Here is a 22,855-nt window from a genome sequence, read left to right on the forward strand (position 1 = left end):
GTCAATAAAATATATGTGCGATTAATGATTAATAATCGTCGTCGTCGTCATCATCAAATGAATCATAACCTCTGCCCAGATCATCATCTAAAGGGCCGTCAAAATCATCATCATCGTCATCAACTTTTTTCTTGGTTTTTGGCGCGAGATTCAGATCGTCATCGTCTTCATTGTCATCTTCAGAATTGTCAATCTTCTTAGTGGTCGGTTTTTTTGGCGCTCCCATAGTAACGGATTTTTTTGTAAAACTTTGTCAATAATACTTTAAATCGGACAAAAAGCAGGAATTTTTTTGACAGCTTTTTATTTCCTTATTCAATAGTAAAAATAATCAAAATCATTTTTATTAAAAATATGAAATTAAAATTATTCTGTTTGTTCACCAATGGCTACAGAGGTGCTTGTAAAATCCTTTATCTGAGGTAATTCCTGTATACTGTTAATGCCAAAATAATCCATAAAAAGTGGGCTGGTGCCATATAAAATGGGTTTTCCAATGGCTTCAGACTTCCCGGTTATAGCTATCAGCTCTTTTTCGAGCAGTTTTTGGATCGAGTAATCGCAGTTAACACCACGGATTTGTTCCACATCGGTTTTGGTTACCGGTTGCCTGTAAGCAATAATGGCAAGAGTTTCCAAAGCGGCCTGACTCAGCCTTTTTTTGGAGCGTTGCAGCTGCAACAGGTTAATAACCGGGTGGTATTGTTTCTTGGTAAAAAACTGGTAGCCGTTGCCAACCTTTACCAGTTCAATGGCCAGGTTATCGTCGCTATATTTTAGTTCGATAGCGCGCAGACTCTCGTTCACCTCATCGGCACTAAAATCACGTTCAAAAGCAGCCTGCAAACAATACATGATCTCCTCCTGACGGATACCTTGTTCTGACGCGAAGATAAGTGCTTCTATGTATAGGGTCATTGTTCAGTTTGCAGTTTAGCAGTTTGCAGTATTCAGTTTGCAGTTGGCGGTCAGCAGTTCGCAAATTAAAGAACAGTTTTAAATTGTTTTTTTACTGCCAACCGAAAACTGCCTACTGCTAACTGCCTACGGCAAACTAATAGTTAATAACCTGTTCTTCAATTTCAACAGGGATATCGCGCCAATCGTATTTTTGGGTACGGAGTTGAGGTTCAAAGCCGGCTTCTTTGATGGAATCCTGAATGCCTTTAGCTGTAAACCTGTGAGGAGCGCCGGCTGCGGATACCACGTTTTCTTCAATCATGATTGATCCAAAATCGTTAGCACCGCCGTGTAAGCAAAGCTGGGCTACCTGCTTACCTACCGTAAGCCATGAAGCCTGTATGTTTTTAATATTAGGCAGCATAATGCGACTTAGCGCTATCATACGGATATATTCATCGCCGGTTACGTTGTTAGTGATACCACGTACTTTACGCAAAAGTGTGCCATCATCCTGGAAAGGCCATGGTATAAAGGCCACAAAGCCGTGGTGACCTTCTGGTTTTTCTGATTGTACCTCACGAATCCAAACCAAGTGCTCAAAGCGCTCTTCAATAGTTTCAATATGGCCAAACATCATAGTGGCCGATGTTGGCAGGTTAAGTTGGTGCGCGGCACGCATTACATCTAACCATTCTTTACCGCCACATTTGCCTTTTGATATGAGGCGACGTACGCGATCGTTGAGAATCTCGGCACCAGCACCAGGCAGCGAATCTAAACCAGATTCCTTCATAGCCCTAAGCACATCAATATGGCTCATCCCCTCTAACTTAGCCACGTGTGCAATCTCCGGCGGACCTAAAGAGTGCAGCTTCAACTTAGGATACAGCTGTTTAAGCTCGCTAAAAAGATCGGTATAAAACTTTAAACCCAAATCTGGGTGATGACCGCCTTGTAATAAAAGCTGATCGCCGCCGTAACGGAAAGTTTCCTCAATTTTCTTTTTATAGGTTTCAATATCAGTGATGTAGCTATCCTCGTGGCCGGGCCTGCGGAAAAAGTTACAAAACTTACAGTTGGCTATACAAACGTTGGTAGTGTTAACATTACGGTCTATTTGCCAGGTAACCTTGCCATGCGGAACCTGCTTTTTACGCAGTTCGTTGGCGGTGTACATTAAATCGGCAGTAGAGGCGTTGTTGTAAAGATAAACCCCTTCATCCTGGGTTAAAAAATCAAACCGCAAAGCGCGTTGCAACAGATCGGCTGTGTTCATGTACAAAGATACGCACTTAGCGTATCAATATTAAATCCCAACATAAGATTGACAAATTAATGGTAATGCCGGGTGTTAAATTTTGATGGTTTTAAGTCAAAATTCTATCAGTAATTGAAATTTATAAGCGCTACTTTTAATTGGTGGCCTCATTGCAGGTTAAAACCGATTACAGCACCTACAACCAATACATGAACAAAACTAAAATTACAGCTTTTGCAGCCGGCTTAATGCTGATTGTAAGCTCAAACTCATTTGCCCAAACCGAAACCGCGCCTATGCCCAAACTTGTTACCAAAAATGGCAGGCACACCTTATTGGTTGATGGCAAACCATTTTTAATGCTGGGCGGGCAGGCGCATAATTCAAGCGGGTGGCCTGGTATGATGCCGCAGGTATGGCAGGCCGTTAATCAAATGCATGCTAACACCCTGGAGATTCCGCTATACTGGGAACAGATTGAACCGCAGCCCGGCAAGTTTGATTTTTCATTTATTGATACGCTGCTTACCCAGGCAAGGGAGCATAAAGTACGCCTGGTATTGCTATGGTTTGCTACCTGGAAAAACGGCAGCAACCATTACATGCCCGCCTGGATGAAACAAGATGCTGCCAAATATCCAAACGTAACCGGTAAAACGGGTAAGCCAATTGATTCGCCTTCGCCGCATTATGAGGCTACCCTGGCTGCTGATATCAAGGCGTTTACCGCGGTAATGAAGTACATAAAACAGGCCGACCCCCAGCGTACCGTGATTATGATGCAGGTAGAAAATGAGTCGGGCTCGTGGGATACCATGCGCGATTACGCTGCCAAAGCGCAGAAGCTATTTGAAGGCAAGGTACCCGATGAATTGCTTAAACCTGCTATTTTAAAAGCTATCAACGGTAACACTGCTACCGGCAATACCTGGCAAAAGGTATTTGGCGACCGGGCCGACGAATATTTCCAGGCCTGGAGCGTAGCCCGTTTTGTGGGCAAGGTAGCCGCCGCCGGTAAGGCCGAATATGCTTTACCCATGTACGTAAACGCTGCCCTTCGTGATCCGCTTACTAACCCGATGGCCAATACCTACGAAAGTGGTGGTCCTACCGATAATGTGATCCCGATTTGGCAGGCTGCTGCCCCGGATATCGATTTGCTGGCCCCCGATATTTACCTGGAAGGTAGTGAACGGGTGCTTAAAGTTTTAGAGCTTTATGACCGTTCCAATAATGCCCTTTTTGTGCCCGAGGCCGGTTTAATTGCTGATAATGCCAAGTATATGTACGATGTTATTGCCCGTGGTGGCATTGGTTTTTCGCCTTTCGGGATAGATGATAATGGCCACGGTTCAACCAAAGAAGAACTGGCCGAACGCCTTGCCCCTTACGGACGGGAGTATGCAGCGTTTACACCCATGATGAACGAGCTTGCAGCATGGGCCTATGAAGGCAAGATAAAAGCGGTTGTTGAGCATGAAGACCATGCAAACCAAATTATTGATTTGGGTGCCTGGCAGGCTGTAGTTTCCTTTGGTAACGAGCAACATCCATCCACAGAAGGTAAAACCAAAGCCGATGGCAAATTAATGATCGTTAAGTTAAGCGAAAATAAATTCGTGGTCATCGCGGCTCAGTGCCACGTAACCTTTGTACCAACCGGTGCCAATAACGGCAAAGCCTGGCAATATCTTAAGGTAGAAGAGGGGAAATATGATAACGGTACTTTTAAGCCACTCCGCATTTTAAACGGTGATGAAACCGATTTTGGAGGCCCCCGTTTTGGAGTTACGCCGACGGTTTTGCAGGTGGAGTTGGTGACGAGGTAGTTATTACTTCAGGCCTATCGATTGCAAGTAGCAGATCCCAGACTTCCGAAGTTTTAAAAACTTCGGAAGTCTTTCGCCGCTTAATAATTATTTTTTATGCTTGGTTGGATAGTCAACTATTTCACCTTCAAACTATTATTAGCCCTGTTCAAATCAGGTAAAGCATTATCCGGGTCGATAGTAATACCTTCAGCATCTTGCGTTACCGGCAGGGTAACCGTTACTACTTTGCGTTGCAACCAGGTTTCCACCGGCAGGTATTGGCGTGTTTTGCTGCCATCTTTGTATTTGATCTCTACGGTAAATGGCATTGGTAGCTGCTCTTTGTTTACTACGGTTATTTTTAAACCTTTTGCGCCATGCTCTGTAACGTTTTTAGCGTCGATAACAGCAATGTCTGTCGACCAGTTGTTGTAAAACCAGCCCTTCCAAAACCATGACAGGTCTTCACCGGCACCGCTATCCATCGACCTGAAAAAATCATCTGGCTGAGGATGTTTAAATGCCCATTTGTTGATGTAATTGCGGAACGCATAGTCAAACCTATCTTTCCCTAATATCTGCTCGCGCAATAATACCAGGCCAAACGCGGGTTTGTAATACACCATTGGGTGGCGGTACTTTTCGGGGATGGCGTCGGCAGCGGTCATCATAATGGGGGCTTCGGGGTCAGATATGGTTGGGATGATCTCATCGGCAGGGTTGCCGCCACCGGGGGCGTATTCGCCATCGCGTTTGGGGGCGTATTCGCCTTTGTTAAAAGCGTCTGAAGCGTAGATGTCAATAAACGTATTAAACCCTTCGTCCATCCAGCCAAAACGGCGCTCGTCCGATCCTACAATCATCGGGAACCAGTTATGGCCAATTTCGTGAGCGGTTACCCAGTATAATTCGCTTCCTTTATCGGTAATACCGTCAAATACGATACCCGGATATTCCATGCCACCGGCAATACCGGCTTCGTTAATAGCCACAGGGTAAGGGTAAATAAACCATTTTTCAGAAAAGTATTCTATCGATTTTTTGAGGTATTCGGTAGCGCGATTCCATGCATTTGCTCCAACGCTTTCAACCGGGTAAACAGACATGGCCAATGATTTTTTGCCACCTGGCAGGTTTACCCTTGCGGCATCCCATACATAAGCTTTTGATGCGCCAAAGGCCACATCGCGGGTGTTTTGCATTTTAAAATGCCAGGTTAAGGTACCCATTTGTACCGGGCGACTGGCAGGATCAGTAACATCAGCTATGCTACGGATCATGATGGTTTTATCGCTGTTACGGGCTTCGTTGAGTCGGGTTAATTGCTTGGCGGTTAGTACTTCCTGCGGGTTAACCAGTTCGCCAGAGCCGGCTACGATCATATCCCACGGAACAGTAACCTGGTAATCAAAGTCGCCATAGTCCAGGTAAAACTCGCCTGCACCCAAAAACGGCAGCGTATCCCAGCCGCGGCTATCATCATAAACACACATGCGCGGAAACCATTGCGCAATTTCATAGATCTTGCCGTTTTTGGTATCTACATAATCGGTACGGTTGCCAAAATCGGCTGGAATGGTATAATGATATTTTATTTTAAGCTTGATAACACTTTTGGTAAGCAACGGGCTTTTTAGTCTTACCTGCATGCGCGCGTCGTTAATTACGTAATCAACATTTTTTGCTGTGTTACCGCTAACAATGCTCACCGCCTCTATTTTATAACCATTGGTATGCTGGTTAAGGCCGGGCGCCCTGCCGGTAAAAAAGTTGGAGCGGGCATCTTTTTTATAGGTGTTTTGATCAAGCTGCAGCCACAAGTACTGCAAAGCATCGGGGCTGTTGTTTATATAATCAATAGTTACAGTACCGCTGATGGTTTTGCTTGTGGTATCCAGCTTTACATTGATGGTGTAATTAGCCCGGTTTTGCCAGTATTTTGGACCCGGCTCGCCGTTGGCCGAATGAAACTCGTTGCCTTTTTCGCTATAAAACTGGGGGGCAAAAGCCGCCGCCGGGTTATAATTTGAAGTAGTATCATCGGGGTTAATCTTCCTTTTTTGTGCCTGTACGTTAGCGGCCAAAAGAGCGAGCAAGCCAATACCTATAAAATTTATTTTCATGAAGCGTATTTTAAGCAACCAAGATACAAAAGGATGCGCTTCTATTATATTTTGCTTTGAAAATGATACAAAACTGATAGTTTGATTTTTTTTGAATTTCTTTTATGGAAACCATCGCAGGCTTGCATCTTATCATCAAACCACGATACAGATGACAACTATCAAAAATATAAGCATCCCTAAACCTTGTAGTGAATCATGGCAGCAAATGACACCTGCCGGATCGGGCCGGCATTGTCAAAGCTGCTGCAAAACGGTGACCGATTTTACCGGCATGAGTAACAAGCAGATTATTGATTACCTGTCAAATACCAATCATGTTTGCGGCAGGTTTAACGAAAAGCAGGTAAATAGCATCAATTATAATTTATATGCTGATAATTTGCCCGCGACGGGCGGCTGGAAAAGATTAGCCCTGGTGCTGGGTATGCTTGGCACAGGTTTTTCGTTCAAATCGTCGGCCCAAATCCAAAAGGTAGCTATAGAGCAGGCTCCTGTTACAAAAATCGACCAGTATTCAAAAAATACAATAACAGGTAAAATTCCGAGTGATTCAACTGTTTACAGAATTATAACGGGGCATATTGTAGATGAGCGTTACGAAGCCTTGCCGGGTGTAATGATTAAAGTGCCTGCCGATCAAATCGGAACTTTAACAGATATGAATGGTAATTTTAGGTTGAGAATACCCAATACCATCACCCAGTTCACGGCAAGCTTCATCGGTTACAATAGTCAATCCGTTAACGTTGATATGAAAAGTTCATATCCCTTAGAACTTAAGATGCAAGCGATGTTAATGGGCGAAGTTGTGATAGCAAAACGGGCTCCATTTGTTAACCGGGTTTATTACAGGTTTATTAAAAGACCAATCCGCAAAATCTTTAATTAAATACATAATAATGACGCGCATCAAAAGCATCAGCATCCCAACACCTTGTCTTGAATCATGGCAGCAGATGACACCTGTAGAAAATGGACGTCATTGCCAAAGCTGCTGTAAAACGGTTACCGATTTTGCTGTGATGACAGATGCCGAGATTATCAGTTATCTGGGCAAGCACCAAAACGTATGTGGGCGTTTTGATGATTTTCAGCTGCTTAGGATAAATCAGCAATTTCAAAATCAACAATCGTCGTTCACGCTATTTAAAAGGATTGGCCTGACAGCGGCTGTACTCATGGCCATACCTTTTGCAAAAGCAAACGCTCAAAAAAAACATAGAACAGAACGGGCACCGGTACTAAAATCACATGGGGATACTTTAACCATAAAGGCTAAATCGTTAAAAGCTGCCAATATTAAAATTAAACAGGATTCAATTACGGTAAAAAATCAGGATTTGCAATTGATCGACGGAATGCGAGCTCTTTCCGGAACGATAGGAGGGATCACCGTTACCGGTATTACTATCCGGCCGAAGAGTGCCAACATTTGGACATCTGTATGGGATATGCTTCGGGAGTATTAAAACGAACCACAAATTTATTCTTTCAAGGCTCCTTTTATAATCTCCAGAATCCCCTCGTTTTTTACAATCCAGATGCATAAACACTCTTCGGTAATGTTCGTTTAACCTACGTGTGGTGTTTTCACTATAGCAATCCAAACAGCCCATGTTGTTTTCATCAATAAAAAGGATATTTTAGAGCCAAACTTGATATCAGCACCTTGCATTTCCCTGTAAATATTCCCATTGATAAATCGGGTATCCCGGTGCATTTTGTATGCGAAACGCTGGCTTATTTTTTAGGCTACCGATATTACGCCTATTTACGCAGGCACACGCATGATAAAATCAGTACCGACCATCGCCTAATCATTTTTATCGGTGCAGCCCTGGGGGCTTTTATCGGGTCGCATATGGTAGGTGTATTGGAAAATCCAACCTTGCTATCGCATTTTAGCCTTATTTATTTTATGGGGAACAAAACCATTGTAGGCGGTATGCTGGGCGGTTTGATAGGGGTGGAGATTACCAAAAAGCAGATAGGCGTAACCGCATCATCAGGCGATATGATGGTTTATCCTTTAGTATTGGCCATGATCATCGGTCGCACCGGGTGTTTCCTGGCCGGATTGGAGGATGGCACCTATGGCATCGCCTCAAAACTACCCTGGGCAATTGATTTTGGCGATGGCATCCGCAGGCATCCCACCAATTTATATGAGATCATCTTTTGGGCATTGCTTTGGATCGTTTTAAAAATTATTGAAAAGCGTTTTGTTTTTGCCGATGGGGCGCGCTTTAAAGTGTTTATGGTGAGCTATCTTATATTCAGGTTTTTGGACGAGTTTATTAAACCCGATTACTTTTTTAGTTTCGGTGTTTCGGTAATTCAGTTGGTTTGTATCGCGGGTATTTTGTATTATTATAAAGTATTTATACAACCATCTAAACTGATAAAAGCCCATGCCCGAACGCCCGTATATTTATTATGATTTTACCCTCAGTATTTGTTCTACCTGTTTAAGGCGGGTTGATGCCAAAATTGTATTTGAGGATGATAAGGTATACATGCTCAAAAACTGCCGGCAGCATGGTTTTGAAAAGGTACTGATAGCCACCGATATTGAATATTACAAAAACTGCCGCAATTACGCCAAGCGCAGCGAAATGCCACTTAAGTTTAATGCCAAAACGCATTACGGCTGCCCTTATGATTGCGGCCTGTGCCAGGATCATGAACAGCACTCATGCCTTACGGTGCTTGAAGTTACCGATAGGTGTAATTTAAGCTGTCCAACCTGTTATGCCATGTCGTCGCCCACCTATGGCAGGCACCGTACTTTGCATGAAATTGAGCAGATGCTTGATGTAATTGTTGAAAACGAAGGGCAGCCTGATGTGGTACAGATTAGTGGCGGCGAACCAACGGTGCATCCGCAGTTTTTTGAGATTTTGGATATCGCCAAAACCAAACCCATCAAACACCTGATGGTGAATACCAATGGCATCAGGATAGCTAAAGACGAGAGTTTTGTACAGCGCCTGGCTACCTATATGCCCGATTTTGAAATTTACCTGCAGTTTGATTCTTTTAAAAAGGAAGCTTTAGAACAGTTGCGCGGTGAGGATTTGCGGGAGGTACGCTTAAGGGCGATAGAAAATCTCAATAAATATAACCTATCCACCACTCTGGTGGTTACCCTGCAAAAAGGGTTAAACACAGACGAAATAGGTCAGATTATTGAATACGCGCTGAAACAGCCCTGTGTGCGTGGTGTAACTTTTCAACCAACACAGCAGGCGGGCAGACTCGAAAATTTCAACGAAAAAACGGACAGGTACACATTAACCGAAGTACGTACCTCCATTTTGGAACAAACCGATGTATTCAATAAAAACGATCTGATCCCGGTACCCTGTAATCCTGATGCGCTGGTGATGGGCTATGTGCTTAAATTAGGTGGGGAGGTTATACCGCTTACGCGAATGATAAACCCCGACGATTTGTTAGATAACTCCCGTAACACTATTGTTTATGAGCAGGACGAACGCCTGAAAGGACATTTGCTAAACATGTTTAGCACCGGTAATTCGGTTGATAAAGCAAAGGAGCACCTGCACTCGCTTTTGTGCTGCTTGCCAGAGATTGACGCGCCGAATTTGAGCTATGATAACCTGTTCAGGGTAATTATTATGCAGTTTATTGATGCCCAAAACTTTGATGTGCGGGCCATCAAAAAATCGTGCGTGCATATAGTAAATAAGGATATGCAAATTATCCCCTTTGAAACCATGAACATATTTTACCGGGACGATAAACGCGAATACCTGGAACAATTAAGAAACGAAATAGCCATATAATGGAAGAGGACAAACCACAAGGAGATGATTTTTTATCTCGTTACTCGCCAAAGCCCAAAGAACCTGGCAATGGCATGAAGATAGTTGGCTACAATTTGGTGGTACTTGCTGCATATTCTGTGGTTTGTCTTACCATGTCAGGCGGGTTTATATTAGATGCTATTGCGCTTGCGGTTCACGTGCTTATCTGTTTTGCTTTGGCTATTGACCGGCGCAGCTGGTTTTGGGCTTTAAGCGGATTACTGGTTTTGATCATCGGGTTTTCGTCCTGTGCGTATCTGGGTTCGATGGAGTCGATGCATTAAAGGTGTATTTAGATTTTTTAGCCTCCAGGCGTAAATCAAATTAGCAAATGGATTGTGCGTGATAGTTTGGTAAACCTGTTCTGTATAACTGGAGACTCAAATATGCGTTTCTACATAAAAAGTGATCTTTAATAATGGAAGACTTAGATAAGCAAACGAAATCCGTACAGAGTAAAAGTATGCTGATAGCAGGCATTAACCTTGCCTTGCTTGCTGCTTATACTATTTTTTTAAGGATCAATAATCAGGAACTTATTATTCTTGGTGAGGCTGTTTTGATAGCTATACAAATTATCATCTGCCTTATAACGGCTATTTTTGTATACCGGAAAGCTTTTTTGCTGAGCGCTCTTTTGGTGCTGTTAATTGGGCTTTCAACTTGCTTCGCGGTTTTTACAATTTAATCCAGCATCCCCGCCAGTACGCCCTCTTTCAAAGAATTGCTGCACATGCTCACTTTATTGATTCCCTGCTTGTGCATTATAAAACGGGTGATAAGCGAAGCCGCTACGATCATATCTACCCTAACCGGAATAATGCCCTTGTTGGCCGCGCGTTGCAGATGGGTTGATTGTACAAATTTATTGGTAAGCTTCAGCAGCTCAGCTTCGTCAAAATTGTAATTTTTGGTTGTTTTCAAGTCGAAGGAGTGCCCTTTTTCAACCTCAATTACTTCGGCAAAAGTTTCAAACGCGCCGGATGAGCCTATCAGCACATCAACTTTATGGTTGGCTACAGCGGTGAACAGATCTGTTAAATGATCTTCGAGGTAAAGGTTTAAGGCTTCTATTGATGCGGGTGGAATTGGATCGGTGCGATGAAAGAGATCCATCAAGCGGGCCGCGCCAATTTCAAAGCTTTGTTTCCAGATGATATTATCGGCATTGCCTAAAATAAACTCCACGCTGCCACCACCAATATCCATTATCAGCGAGTTTTGTGCCGATAAACAGCCGCTGATTTTTACGCCCTGGTAAATAAAGCCTGCTTCCTGTTCGCCATTAATAATTTCAATGCTGATTCCGGTTGTATCCTTCACCTCCTGAATGAAATCTTTGCCGTTTGATGCGCTGCGGAGGGCCGACGTAGCAATGGCGCGGAAGTCAGTAACGTTGTTTCCCTTTATTTCGGTCGCGAACATTTTCATGGTATCAATGCCCCTTTGGTAAGCCTCGGGAATAATAAAGCCTTTATTGATACCGCCTTCGCCAAGTTTTACGGCTTCAGGGTAGTGCACTATCTCCAGGTAATTATCAATATCGCCATCGGCAATCAGTAAATGGAAGGTATTGGTACCCAAATCCATCACGGCAACGCGTTTACTCATATGGCTAAAATAGATAATTTAGTTCATTGGTTCACTTGTTCATTAGTTCATTAGTCATTTTGGTTGGATTGACAGAGTGAGAGTAGACTACTACCAAGCCCGTGTTGCCCGCGTTCCAATGAACCAATGAACCAATGAACCAACTACTCTTTATAAAAGAACCATTTACCCAGCTCTTTGAAGTTTACCTTTTTGCCATACATTAAAATACCAACACGGTATATTCTGGAGGCCACCCACGTGGTGAAAATGAAGCCTGCTACCATCAACACCATTGATACACCTAATTGCCATGGTGGAACAACAAAAGGTACCCGCACCATCATTGCCACAGGGGCTGTAAACGGAATTATAGAAAGCCATACGGCCAACGGACTATCAGGTTTTTGAAACAGGTACGATACCGATAAAATGTAGGTGAATAACAACGGCAAAGTGATAGGGAACATAAACTGTTGGGTTTCGGTTTCACTATCAACCGCCGAGCCAACTGCCGCAAACAAGGCGCTGTACAGCAAAAAGCCGCTTATCCAGTAAAAAATGAAGCATCCCAGCTCATAGCCCGCATTTGCGCCAAGGTTATGAATAAAGGTATAAACCGGGCTGGCCACCGCAGCGTTTTTCCCGGTAAGATAACTCACCAATGCCGATAAGCTTATCCATAAAACAAATTGAGTTAAACCAACCAGGCCAACGCCAATAATTTTACCCATCATTAATTGAAATGGTTTTACGGATGATACAATAACCTCAATAATTCTGCTGGTCTTTTCTTCAATAACACCCCGCATAACCTGTGCGCCATAAATAAATAACGACATGTAGATCAATATCGCGCCCGCGAAACTCAGCGCATAGGTGGCGCCGATGCTGGTGCTTTGGTCGCCGGTTTCAGTCATTTCGGTAGCACTTACCGTTACATTACTTTTTGTGGCATGCAGTTTGGCGGTATCAATACCGGCTTTAACCAACGCTGTGCCCGATTTGATATCATTTAACTGGCGCTCGATATTATCGCTTAGGGATAGCGTCGCTTTCTTTTTGGCAAAAATCTGGGTTTTATCCGGCGTATATGACGGGATGTATAAAACAAGATCGTTTTCCTGTTCTTTAACCTCGGCCTTAAGGTCTTTTAATGAGCGTTTTGAGTAGTCGAACTTAATGTACTGGCTATCTTTTATTTTGTCTTTATAAACTTCGGCACTGTCAACCACGTGTACAATATGCGTTACTTTTACATCGTTTTTGTCGTCGGCCACGTAGGCAATAACCTTGTACATTAACGCAAACAGCGCAGGCACAAGCAACGTCATCACAATGAACGATTTTTTACGTACACGGGTAAGGTATTCGCGCTGTATAATGAGTAATACTTTATTCATGGCTCAGGGAGTTTGCGTTAACTTTTTCAATGAAAATTTCGTGCATGCTTGGGATAACTTCCTGCAGCATGTTGATGTGGGTTTTGGGGATCAGGTATTGTAGCACATCGTTGGAGGTTTTGCCTTCGGCAAGCTTTATTTTTATGGTGTTGCGTTCGTCGTCAACAAGGGCGTCGCCTACAATTTGAAAAGGTTCTGCTCCGTCAAAACTTAAAGGTGTGCCGCTATACTCCACAAAATAAGTATCGTTACGGTACGAGTTGCGAATGGCTTTAACCTTACCGTCTAATATTTTATGCGATTTATTGATCAGGGCGATAGAATGACAAAGCTCTTCAACAGATTCCATGCGGTGGGTTGAGAAAAGTATGGTGGCGCCTTTTTTATTCAGCTCCAAAATCTCGTCTTTAATTACCTCGGCATTCACCGGGTCGAAACCGCTGAAGGGTTCGTCCAGGATGATCAAATCGGGTTCGTGCAGTACTGTAGCCACAAACTGGGCTTTTTGCTGCATCCCTTTTGAAAGTTCTTCTATCTTTTTCTTCCACCAGGTTTCCATGCCCAGCTTTTCAAACCAAAACTTTAAGCGTTTTTGAGCTTCATCCCGGCTTAAGCCTTTTAGCCTTGCCAGGTAAATCATCTGCTCGCCAATCTCCATTTTTTTGTACAGGCCACGTTCTTCGGGGAGGTAACCAATACGGTCGATGTGTGATTGATTGAGCTGTTCGCCATTAAAAAAAACTTCGCCAGAGTCGGGTGCTGTAATTTGGTTAATGATGCGGATAAGGGAAGTTTTACCAGCCCCGTTTGGTCCCAGCAGACCGAATACCTGGCCGCTTTCTACCTCCAGGCTCACATCATCTAAAGCCCTGTGACCGGCGTACTGCTTAACAATATTGCGGATGCTTAACATATTTTGATTAAGGTTTATTTTGTTAATTTATGGTTTAGATACGGCGAAATTTAAAATGTTACACACGAATTTCACCAAGCATGAACACGACGAATGATTTCGAATTTCACGAATTTTATGGAACAGGATAGGAGCGAATTTGAATTAGAGTCTTTAATCAAAAATTCTTAGAAGCTGTTTAAAAACATATAAAAGCCGTCATTGCGAGGTACGAAGCAATCCCCAAGAGGCAGATCGGCTAAGCAAATCCGCCCTGTACAATCGGGGATTGCTTCGTACCTCGCAATGACGTGGGGGATATAGTAGTTTTATTTGATGATTATTAAACAGTTTCTTAATTCGCGCCAATTCGCTTTAATTAGTGAAATTAGTGTGCGCTACTTGGTGCCCACTTGTTTCAAATTAAAACGCAATACCTCTATCGCTTCCTTTTGCCTCGATATAATCACATACATATAGCCGTTATAAATCATGGTATGCGGGTAGCCGTATTGGCCGCCTTTCCAAAGGCCTTCTTTTTTGAGGTGATAAAGCTCGTTTGCTATAATGTAGTTTTGTGTGAAGGCTTTGCCATCTTTGGCTATAGAGAGCACTAACGGATTCCTGTCGTAATGGTGCAGGGTATCGGGGATGCCTACGTAGTAAAAACGTTTATCGGGCAGTCTTCCGAAATGAAATTTGCTGTCGTTATCAGAAAAAGGAGCTTGCACCGGGCGCGACCAGTTGCTGCCGTTGTCATTACTTTCGGTAAGCCATAGATGGCCTTTCCAGCCTTTGCCGGTAACACGTAGCAGCATGTGAATAATATTATCATCAGTTTGGTAAAACGATCCTTCGCAAAGCGGAGGTAAACCAAGTTTTGCCGCGGGGGCATAAAAGGCAGATGAATTATCCTGGGTGTATAATGAATCGGGATAAAAACTGCTTAGTTTCCAGCCAGAGATACCGCGCGGATCATCGGTATAAGGGAACATAAAGTTACCGCTGATGATGAGCCTGCCACTTTTAATAGCCTCGGGGCCGTGGTTGGGGATCAGTGGCACATGCATATCAATAGGTTGGCTCCAGTGCGTGCCATCTGTACTGGTTTTAGCCCACAGGTGGGTGTTTTGACGGTGTTTGGTGTACTGGCCATAATAAGCAACCAGCGTGCCTTTGTATTGATACAAACCGGCTGCAGTAAGCACGGTAAGCGTATCATTAACCTTACCCGGCGAAGCCAGCGGCACAGGTACCGACCAATGCGTAAAATCTTTAGATGTAGCATACACCACCCTTTGCCCCGGCGAATCTTCATCTATGAGTCCGTTGCTCCAAATGGCTATAAATTTATCTTTAAAATGGATGATGCTTGGGTGGTGATTATATAACCATTCCTTATCGGGCGAGTAGATCATGCTTCGCTCTATTTGCAAGCGGGGTACACCGGCTTCGGTTTGGTAGTTGTTGCGGATATCGGTTGTTTGAGCCGATAGCCTGGTAACTGATATAACCGAAATAGAAAATAGACAAAGTAACCGGGTGGTGAAGCGCATAGATAGTGTTTTGAACAAATATAAACGCCCGTCCTTGTTAAAACTTCTTAAATATTACCCGGGTTGTCACCAAATTGTGCAATTTGGGAATCTGACTTGCGTTGCTCATCAAGGTATCGGACTATTTTAAACAGAATGTAGAATGTTAAGGCCGGAATTGATATTTCGGTCAGGCTAACGTATCTATACATCGATGATGAATAAATAACGCTTGCCACAAGTTGTAGCAACGTTACAAAAAGGAACATCAAACCATAAGTGAGCAGGGGATAGGTAAGCCATTTGTTTTGGATGCGGGCAGATTGAATGGTGAAAATGATGGCAACAACTATGGAAAGTAAAAAAAGCAGGTAGTAAATTGATAGATTATTAGGTGTGAATTTAACTACAACAAAATACAGCGAAATAACAATGTCGGCACCAATGAAAATTTTATAGGTTGTAATAATCGAGGAATCTACCTTTAAATGTTTTAATACCATAATCAAATATATTAACGGTATCAGGTAAACTATTTCATTTAAAACCGCCTGCCACTTGCTGAGCGGCATGTTGTTAAATCTCAACATAATAGATGTTACTATCGATAAGGAGTAAAGTAAATTTACAACCATGGCGTAGTAGGTGTTTTTAACGGTTACCATCATTCTTGTAAATCTAATGGATTAGGAATAAAGGTTCTGCTTGCTTCGGTATGTTGTAACTGGTAGTACTGCTCTTTTTGTTCTTTATACGCCTCGAAAAAAATAAAAATGACAGCCAGCGTTACAAAAAACTCCAAAATAGGCGGAATAAAGCTTAGGTAGGCATAAGCAATAGAAAAATTATCGGCTAAATATCCCCATATAAAGGGAAGTCCTATTTGTGCTGCAACTTTAAAAGTCATTGTTAGGCCAAGTAGTTTGAACCCGGTAGCTGTGGTGTAATCAGTTACTCTGAAAGACTGAAAGGCCATATTTAGTACTGCAATTGCAGCTAAAGCACCAATGGTTAACATAATGGACTGTATTTGAAAAACGGGGAAATTAAGTGGAATACTCAGCATCCCTAATAAAACAAAAATCAGGAAAGAAATAGTTATTGATTTTTTCTCGTGTTTTGATTTTAAAATGCAAACCAGATAAAAAAACAGCAAGCAATGTATTAAAGAAAATAGAGTAGAGAGCGTACTATTCAGGTAAAAGTTGACAGACCATTTTGAAATTTTTACCAGATTGATGATTAGCAGCCATAGTATATACGCGGCGGCCATTATTATACAAGCAGTACTTTTGCTAATTGTGGGTTTCATTGTTTTAAGGTTGCCTTAAGTTAGCAAATAAACTTTGTAAACAAAAAAGCCCGAAGTACTAAAACTCCGGGCTTTCCTATCTATCGGCGAAAACCTTTAACCTTTCGCCTTTATACTTTTACCTCAATAATCTACTCAAAATATTCCTTCATCCTGTCAAAAAAGCTTTTCTCGTTTTTGCCTGGATTTGGTTTAAAGTTAGGTGATGATTGTAATTTCTCCAGTATATCGCGTTCTTCTTTGCTGATCGCTTTTGGCGTCCATATGTTGATGTGTACCAGTTGATCGCCACGGTGGTATGAGTTTACCTCCGGTACGCCTTTACCTTTCAGGCGCAAAATTTTGCCGCCCTGGGTTCCTGGATCAATTTTTATTTTGGCTTTACCATCAATGGTAGGCACTTCAACGGTGGTACCCAAAGTGGCATCTACAAAGTTTACATGCAAATCGTACACCACGTTGTTGCCATCGCGTTTTAAAGTTTCGTGCGGTACTTCTTCAATCAGGATGATCAAATCGCCGGGAACGCCACCACGTGGAGCCGCGTTGCCTTTACCGCTCATGCTTAACTGCATGCCTTCGCTTACGCCGGCAGGTACGTTAATAGTGATCAGCTCTTCGCCGCGTACTACGCCATCACCATGACAGGCATTACATTTTGACAGTATGGTTGACCCTTCGCCATTACAGGTAGGGCAGGTGCTGGTAGTTTGCATCTGGCCCAAAATGGTGTTTGTTACCCTGCGCACCGCGCCCGAGCCACCACATGTTTTGCAGGTTTGGAAAGATGCTTTATCTTTTGCGCCAGAGCCGTCGCAGGTTTTGCAGACTATCTGTTTATTTACTTTTATTTTCTTTTCGGCACCGTTGGCAATTTCTTCCAGCGTTAAACGCACTTTAATGCGCAGGTTGCTGCCACGGGCTACACGCCTGCCACCAGCACCGCCACCCTGGCGACCACCGCCGCCAAAGAAACCTTCAAACGGACTGCCGCCGCCAAAAATATCACCAAACTGGCTAAATATGTCGTTCATATCCATACCGCCGCCGCCATAACCGCCGCCACCGTTTGGCGATGAAGCATTAGCCGCATGACCAAACTGATCATAACGCTGGCGTTTTTCAGGACTGCTCAATACTTCATAAGCCTCAGCTGCTTCCTTAAATTTTTCTTCCGCCGCTTTATCACCCTCGTTTTTATCGGGGTGATATTTAATAGCCATTTTACGATATGCCTTCTTTATTTCATCAGCATCTGATCCTTTTGAAACGCCCAGTACATCGTAGTAATCTCTTTTAGCCATGATTTTTTTATTTCGGATTTCGAATTTTCGATTTCGGATTTAATATTTTTAATTATGATTTTGACTTCAGGACAATTATTCCACCGAATTTTAATCCGAAATCCCTTTGTTTGAATGCAGTAAATGGAATGTCAGATCAGGATTAAACAAATCCGAAATCGAACATCCCAAATCCAAATCAAATTACGCTCCTACAATTACTTTGGCAAAACGGATTACCCTGTCTTTCAAGGTGTAACCTTTTTCCATTTCGTCAATTACCTTGCCTTTAAGGTCATCTGTAGGTGCAGGTATATTTGTAATAGCTTCCTGCAAATCGGCGTCAAATGGAGCACCAATAGATTCCATTTCTTTTAAACCTTTTTGAGTAAGTATATTTTTTAATTTATTCTGGATAAGCGTAACGCCTTCTTTAACAGAGGCAACATCAACTGCTTTTTCCATAGAGCGTTGCGCGCGTTCAAAATCGTCTAAAACAGGTAATAAAGCGATAATGAGCTCTTTACCTTCAGTTTCGCGGGCCTCGGCACGTTCTTTTTGGGTGCGTCTGCGGAAGTTGTCAAATTCGGCATACAAACGTAAATATTTATCGTTGGCCTGTGATAACTCGTCTTTTAACTTTTCCTCGGCTGTAGCACCTACTGCCACCTCTTCAGTTTCAACAGTTTCTGCCTGCTGATCTTTTAACTGTTGTTCTTCGGTTAAATTTTCGGCTGTAGGCTCGTTTATATTTTCAGTAGTATCCATATTTTCTTTCTTCTTTTTCTTCAACATGTCGTTAAATTTCATAGCTGATAGTGCCAATCAAGTATCTTGCCACGGCTATAAAGCCGACAACGTGTCAGTGGAGTAAAAACAATGCTGGCACCTATGGCAGGTAATGTGCAGGAGTGACAGGTGGGGAATGTGCAGATGTGTGGATTTTAGATGTGCAGATTGATTTGAAAATTTGAGGATTTGAATCAGAATTTACAGAATTTTAGAATAAGGCAGAATTATCTCAGGTTTACGCATAAGTATCAAGAAGTTGACAGAATATGTTTAAAATTCTGTTAATCCTCAAATTCTGTAAATTCTGATTCAGACAAATTATATCACCACATCTTCCAAAACCTTGCCACCCTCGCATTTGATAATGCGCGATGGAAAGGTGCGGATAATGTGGTAATCGTGCGTGGCAATCAATACCGCGGTGCCCGATTGGCTGATCTGTTTTAACAGCAACACAATTTCTTCAGATGTTTCCGGGTCAAGGTTGCCGGTTGGTTCATCGGCAAGGATAATCTCGGGGTCGTTAAGCAGGGCGCGGGCAATTACCACACGTTGCTGCTCGCCGCCAGATAACTCATGGGGCATTTTTTTGAGCTTGGAACGTAAGCCTACTTTTTCCAGTACGTCAAGCGCACGTTCATTAATTAGCTTTTTATCTGTCCAGCCGGTGGCGCGCATCACAAAAATGAGGTTTTGCTCAATGCTGCGGTCGGTTAATAGCTGAAAGTCCTGAAAAACAATACCCAGCTTGCGGCGCAGGTAAGGCACATCACGACCGGGCAGTTTGCTCAGTTCATAACCACAAGCGTGGCCGGTACCGGCTTTAATACCCAAATCGCCATAAATTACTTTAAGCAAGCTACTTTTACCCGATCCTGTCTGGCCAATCAACCAAACAAAATCACCTTTATCAACATGCAGGTTAACGTTAGATAGTACCAGGTGCGATTGCTGAAAAATATCAACACCGTTTAGCTTTATAATAGAGTTTCCAATCATTGTTTTTTATAGCTCTAATTTTAAGATTTCACCAAACGGTAAATCTTTAATAATATTCATAATATACTCCGCCTTATCGGCCAACCCAACTTTATCTAACGATTTATCGGGCCTATCAACCCTAAAATAGGCCAGCAACGTAAACTTATCATCCCGCAACTGTACATAATCGGGTATTTTGGCAACGCCTTTAACTTTTATAATATACATTTCGTAAGGTGAAAGGTTAAGGGTAAAAGGAGAAAGGTTTTAAACTGGCGGGACTAACCTTTTGCCTTTTACCTTTCGGCTTTCGCCTCAACAAACCAAAGGTATTGTTATTTTAAAGATTTGCCAAGAATTCCATTGTATCAATACCATCGGCATAATCCCATAACGCGGGTTGCTGGCTTTGGCCAAACGGCACTACCTGGTTAGGTACGTTGATAGACTTGTTACTTACAATGCACTGTATGTTTTCGCTTTGGTCCTGTAATGTTTTTTGTGCCGATGCCAGATCGTCATAATAGCTAAAATACACTACCGAAAGGGGCGAAGCCAGTCTTTCATATTCTGTTACCATTAAAAATCCATTATCCAGGTGTTTAACGCTGTTTACAAGATAAATAGATTTATTATAGTCGTAATTGTTATTGTATTTATGGTGATGGATGATGGTTTTATAATGCTCTATGGATTCAAAAAAGAAATTGAAGTTATAATCCTTAGGCACCAAAAGTTTGCTTACGTTACGGCAGCCTAAACCGTAATAATCAAAAATATCATGCCCCAAAGCGGATAGTTCTTCGGTAGTTTCGTCACCGGTGAGCATTGCAACGCTGTTGCGGTTTTTACGGATTATGTTGGGTACCTTGCCAAAATAATAATCAAAATAACGCGAACTGTTGTTACTGCCTGTTGCTATAATAGCGTCAAAATCTGCCAGGCGTTCTACAAAGCTGAATTTATCGGCAAAACTATCATCGATGGTTATTAATTTTTGCAAAACAGCTTTAATGAGGCGGGCATCTTGTGATGAAGCTTTGATTAAAGCCTGGTTGCCAGATGCCAGTACGCAAAGTACATCATGAAAACCTACCAACGGGATATTGCCCGCCAATATTAAACCAACTTTTTTATCGCGGGTAGCCCCATCAAGTTTGTATCTGGTTAACCAGGTTTGCAAATCGGCCTCATTAAGCATTTTGCCAATGGCGGTAACGGCTTGCAAAACACTTTCGGGTGTAAACCAGGCGTTGTGATATTGTTCGTCGTTAATAATGGCCATCAGCTGCGCATCGGGCTGGGTAAGCTGCGTTCCTAAGGTTGAAAATGAATTTATTGTACTTTTTATATTAATTTTTGACATATATATGGTAAGGAGTTAAACCCTTAAACTGTTTTTTTGTTATATTTGTACGCTTGTAATTTACAGGCAAAGTTACTTTAGATTATTATATATTTAGAAATATGGCGATTAAAATCACCGATGAATGCATAAACTGCGGAGCCTGCGAACCGGAATGCCCCAATAATGCAATTTATGATGCAGGTGCGGCATGGCGTTTTAGCGATGGTACCGGCCTGAAAGGAGTTATTGATTTTGGCGATGGTAATACTTTGAATGCCGAAGAAACCCAGGCTGCTTTATCTGACGAGATATATTATATAGTACCAGATAAGTGTACCGAGTGTGTTGGTTTCCACGACGAGCCGCAGTGTGCTGCCGTTTGTCCGGTTGATTGCTGTGTTGATGATGAAGATATCCGCGAAACAGAAGAAGAATTGTTAGCCAAAAAAGATTGGCTGCACATGAACGAATAGTTTTTGCCGAAAATATTTGAAAAGGGATTAGCTTGCTGGTCCCTTTTTTTGTTTGGAATTTTTGCTGAAAATTAATTAAGTGTTAATATTTTAATACATTAGCAATTAAGTCGCCTGGCAAGCCCCTTGTATTGCCAAATTGTTACTAAAGCCAGTTATTTCGGATGCAACCATTTTACAGTGTTGACCGTATTGCTGTTACTTTTTACGCATCTATCTTAAACTATGGAATACGGTATTTGTAACCTTGCAGTTATCCCCCTCCGCGCCGAAGCTGACGACAGGAGCGAGCAGGTATCGCAGGTGCTTTTTGGGGAAACTTTTGAAATTTTAGAGTGGACGGAGCGTTGGGTTAAAATCACCACCGATGTCGATAATTATATCGGTTGGATAGGTCGCCTGCAATTTGTAATGCTTGGTCACATCGCGCGTAACAGCATGCAACAGGAGCCGCCACATTTAACGTACCGGGCAGTTACACAGGCCTGGAAACTTATTGATAATACGGTAGTTTATTTGCCAGCCGGTAGCTCACTTGCTTTTTTAGAAGGAACATCCTGTAAAATAGGTAATGATAAATTTGAAATTATTGGCGAAATAGGCGAGCGGGAAGATATAGCCACAACCGCCAAATCGTTTTTAAACGCACCATACTTATGGGGCGGACGTACTCATTTTGGTATTGATTGTTCGGGCTTTACCCAGGTTGTATTTAACCTTAATAAAATAAAAATAAAACGCGATGCCAGTCAGCAAGCCATGGAGGGTAAAGCGGTTGATAATTTGAAGAACGCCCGACTTGGTGATCTGGTTTTTTTTAACAATCCAGCAGGCAAAGTTACCCATGTGGGGATACTGCTTAATAATGAGCATATTATCCATGCATCGGGCAAGGTTAAAATTGATATGATTGATAACGAGGGGATTTACTCAGCTGAACAAAAACGTCACACGCATAAGCTGCATAGCATTCGACGGTTTTTTTAGTATCGGGTAGTTAGTATCAAGACTGAAATTCAAATGTAGAGACGCAATATCTTGCGTCTCCCGCCTGAAAATCGGATTTACAGATCGAATATATGCATGCCAGTATGTGTGCTCTGTGTAGTTGAAGACGCAAAATATTGCGTCTCTACATAGAAGCTGTTTAAAATGGTTCATCCTCGACCGTACAAGGCGGATTTGCTTAGCCGATCTGCCTCTTGGGGATTGCTTCGTGCCTACCCATGACGTTTTACTTTAGACAAAGGTTGGCTTTGAACGCAGACGAAGACTCACCCGGCGAGGCTACGCCCGCCACCCTCTCTTCACCTGCGGT

Annotated in this window: 24 protein-coding genes; 9 read left to right on the forward strand and 15 right to left on the reverse strand. The window is 42.6% G+C overall.

The window, feature by feature from the left end; genetic code table 11:
- Positions 1-28 precede the first annotated feature (28 nt).
- The 3 genes from QWZ17_RS05990 to mqnC form a co-directional block, all read right to left on the reverse strand.
- The gene (locus tag QWZ17_RS05990; protein WP_290304132.1) at positions 29-226 is read right to left on the reverse strand and encodes a hypothetical protein; all 198 of its coding nucleotides are present in this window, start codon (positions 224-226) and stop codon (positions 29-31) included.
- A gap of 140 nt (positions 227-366) precedes the next feature.
- Positions 367-918 (reverse strand): SMC-Scp complex subunit ScpB, encoded by a 552-nt coding sequence (scpB, locus tag QWZ17_RS05995; RefSeq protein WP_290304133.1) that lies wholly within the window; start codon positions 916-918, stop codon positions 367-369.
- Between the two features lie 136 nt (positions 919-1,054).
- Positions 1,055-2,179, reverse strand: coding sequence for a cyclic dehypoxanthinyl futalosine synthase (gene mqnC / locus QWZ17_RS06000; RefSeq protein ID WP_290304134.1), 1,125 nt, complete (start codon positions 2,177-2,179; stop codon positions 1,055-1,057).
- Positions 2,180-2,370: 191 nt separating this feature from the next.
- On the opposite strand from mqnC, the gene QWZ17_RS06005 reads away from it, so the two are divergent.
- Positions 2,371-3,990, forward strand: a complete 1,620-nt coding sequence (locus QWZ17_RS06005) for a GH35 family beta-galactosidase (protein ID WP_290304135.1) — start codon at positions 2,371-2,373, stop codon at positions 3,988-3,990.
- Between the two features lie 116 nt (positions 3,991-4,106).
- Here the strand turns inward: QWZ17_RS06005 and QWZ17_RS06010 are convergent, their stop codons facing one another.
- Positions 4,107-6,095, reverse strand: coding sequence for a M1 family metallopeptidase (locus QWZ17_RS06010; RefSeq protein ID WP_290304136.1), 1,989 nt, complete (start codon positions 6,093-6,095; stop codon positions 4,107-4,109).
- 151 nt (positions 6,096-6,246) lie between these two features.
- On the opposite strand from QWZ17_RS06010, the gene QWZ17_RS06015 reads away from it, so the two are divergent.
- From QWZ17_RS06015 to QWZ17_RS06040, 6 genes are all read left to right on the forward strand, one after another.
- Positions 6,247-6,987, forward strand: a complete 741-nt coding sequence (locus QWZ17_RS06015; RefSeq protein WP_290304137.1) for a carboxypeptidase-like regulatory domain-containing protein — start codon at positions 6,247-6,249, stop codon at positions 6,985-6,987.
- Between the two features lie 10 nt (positions 6,988-6,997).
- A complete protein-coding gene (locus QWZ17_RS06020; protein WP_290304138.1) occupies positions 6,998-7,567 on the forward strand; it encodes a hypothetical protein in 570 nt (189 codons plus the stop codon).
- 200 nt (positions 7,568-7,767) lie between these two features.
- Positions 7,768-8,538 (forward strand): prolipoprotein diacylglyceryl transferase, encoded by a 771-nt coding sequence (locus QWZ17_RS06025; protein WP_290304139.1) that lies wholly within the window; start codon positions 7,768-7,770, stop codon positions 8,536-8,538.
- Positions 8,510-9,907, forward strand: a complete 1,398-nt coding sequence (locus tag QWZ17_RS06030) for a radical SAM protein (protein WP_290304140.1) — start codon at positions 8,510-8,512, stop codon at positions 9,905-9,907. Before QWZ17_RS06025 ends, QWZ17_RS06030 begins: the two co-directional genes overlap by 29 nt.
- Complete coding sequence (locus QWZ17_RS06035) at positions 9,907-10,212, forward strand: hypothetical protein (protein ID WP_290304141.1); 306 nt, start codon at positions 9,907-9,909, stop codon at positions 10,210-10,212. Before QWZ17_RS06030 ends, QWZ17_RS06035 begins: the two co-directional genes overlap by 1 nt.
- Positions 10,213-10,346: 134 nt before the next feature.
- Positions 10,347-10,616 (forward strand): hypothetical protein, encoded by a 270-nt coding sequence (locus QWZ17_RS06040; protein WP_290304142.1) that lies wholly within the window; start codon positions 10,347-10,349, stop codon positions 10,614-10,616.
- Here QWZ17_RS06040 and QWZ17_RS06045 read toward each other — a convergent pair.
- From QWZ17_RS06045 to QWZ17_RS06095, 11 genes are all read right to left on the reverse strand, one after another.
- The gene (locus tag QWZ17_RS06045; RefSeq protein WP_290304143.1) at positions 10,613-11,539 is read right to left on the reverse strand and encodes a Ppx/GppA phosphatase family protein; all 927 of its coding nucleotides are present in this window, start codon (positions 11,537-11,539) and stop codon (positions 10,613-10,615) included. The two genes, QWZ17_RS06040 and QWZ17_RS06045, sit on opposite strands and share 4 nt — an antisense overlap.
- Before the next feature lie 143 nt (positions 11,540-11,682).
- Complete coding sequence (locus QWZ17_RS06050) at positions 11,683-12,921, reverse strand: ABC transporter permease (RefSeq protein WP_290304144.1); 1,239 nt, start codon at positions 12,919-12,921, stop codon at positions 11,683-11,685.
- The gene (locus QWZ17_RS06055) at positions 12,914-13,834 is read right to left on the reverse strand and encodes an ABC transporter ATP-binding protein (protein ID WP_290304145.1); all 921 of its coding nucleotides are present in this window, start codon (positions 13,832-13,834) and stop codon (positions 12,914-12,916) included. The genes QWZ17_RS06050 and QWZ17_RS06055 overlap by 8 nt, the downstream gene beginning before the upstream one ends.
- A 377-nt stretch (positions 13,835-14,211) precedes the next feature.
- On the reverse strand, positions 14,212-15,369 hold the full coding sequence (locus tag QWZ17_RS06060; RefSeq protein ID WP_290304146.1) for an exo-alpha-sialidase: 1,158 nt from the start codon (positions 15,367-15,369) through the stop codon (positions 14,212-14,214).
- A 47-nt stretch (positions 15,370-15,416) separates the two neighbouring features.
- On the reverse strand, positions 15,417-16,016 hold the full coding sequence (locus QWZ17_RS06065) for a hypothetical protein (RefSeq protein ID WP_290304147.1): 600 nt from the start codon (positions 16,014-16,016) through the stop codon (positions 15,417-15,419).
- Positions 16,013-16,660 carry a hypothetical protein gene (locus QWZ17_RS06070; RefSeq protein WP_290304148.1) on the reverse strand — a complete coding sequence of 216 codons (648 nt, stop codon included), beginning with the start codon at positions 16,658-16,660 and terminating at the stop codon, positions 16,013-16,015. The genes QWZ17_RS06065 and QWZ17_RS06070 overlap by 4 nt, the downstream gene beginning before the upstream one ends.
- A gap of 131 nt (positions 16,661-16,791) precedes the next feature.
- Positions 16,792-17,964 carry a molecular chaperone DnaJ gene (dnaJ, locus tag QWZ17_RS06075; RefSeq protein WP_290304149.1) on the reverse strand — a complete coding sequence of 391 codons (1,173 nt, stop codon included), beginning with the start codon at positions 17,962-17,964 and terminating at the stop codon, positions 16,792-16,794.
- A gap of 183 nt (positions 17,965-18,147) precedes the next feature.
- Positions 18,148-18,753, reverse strand: a complete 606-nt coding sequence (locus QWZ17_RS06080; protein WP_290304150.1) for a nucleotide exchange factor GrpE — start codon at positions 18,751-18,753, stop codon at positions 18,148-18,150.
- Positions 18,754-19,053: 300 nt separating this feature from the next.
- On the reverse strand, positions 19,054-19,734 hold the full coding sequence (locus QWZ17_RS06085) for a cell division ATP-binding protein FtsE (RefSeq protein WP_290304151.1): 681 nt from the start codon (positions 19,732-19,734) through the stop codon (positions 19,054-19,056).
- A 6-nt stretch (positions 19,735-19,740) separates the two neighbouring features.
- The gene (locus QWZ17_RS06090; protein WP_290304152.1) at positions 19,741-19,944 is read right to left on the reverse strand and encodes a fructose-6-phosphate aldolase; all 204 of its coding nucleotides are present in this window, start codon (positions 19,942-19,944) and stop codon (positions 19,741-19,743) included.
- Positions 19,945-20,056: 112 nt separating this feature from the next.
- Positions 20,057-21,082, reverse strand: coding sequence for an acyl-CoA reductase (locus QWZ17_RS06095; RefSeq protein WP_290304153.1), 1,026 nt, complete (start codon positions 21,080-21,082; stop codon positions 20,057-20,059).
- A 101-nt stretch (positions 21,083-21,183) separates the two neighbouring features.
- Between QWZ17_RS06095 and QWZ17_RS06100 the strand changes: the two genes are divergently transcribed.
- Positions 21,184-21,537, forward strand: coding sequence for a 4Fe-4S dicluster domain-containing protein (locus QWZ17_RS06100; protein WP_290304155.1), 354 nt, complete (start codon positions 21,184-21,186; stop codon positions 21,535-21,537).
- Between the two features lie 225 nt (positions 21,538-21,762).
- Complete coding sequence (locus QWZ17_RS06105; RefSeq protein ID WP_290304157.1) at positions 21,763-22,524, forward strand: C40 family peptidase; 762 nt, start codon at positions 21,763-21,765, stop codon at positions 22,522-22,524.
- Positions 22,525-22,855: the final 331 nt, after the last annotated feature.

The organism is Mucilaginibacter flavus (assembly GCF_030409315.1).
Taxonomy (GTDB): Bacteria; Bacteroidota; Bacteroidia; order Sphingobacteriales; family Sphingobacteriaceae; genus Mucilaginibacter; species Mucilaginibacter flavus.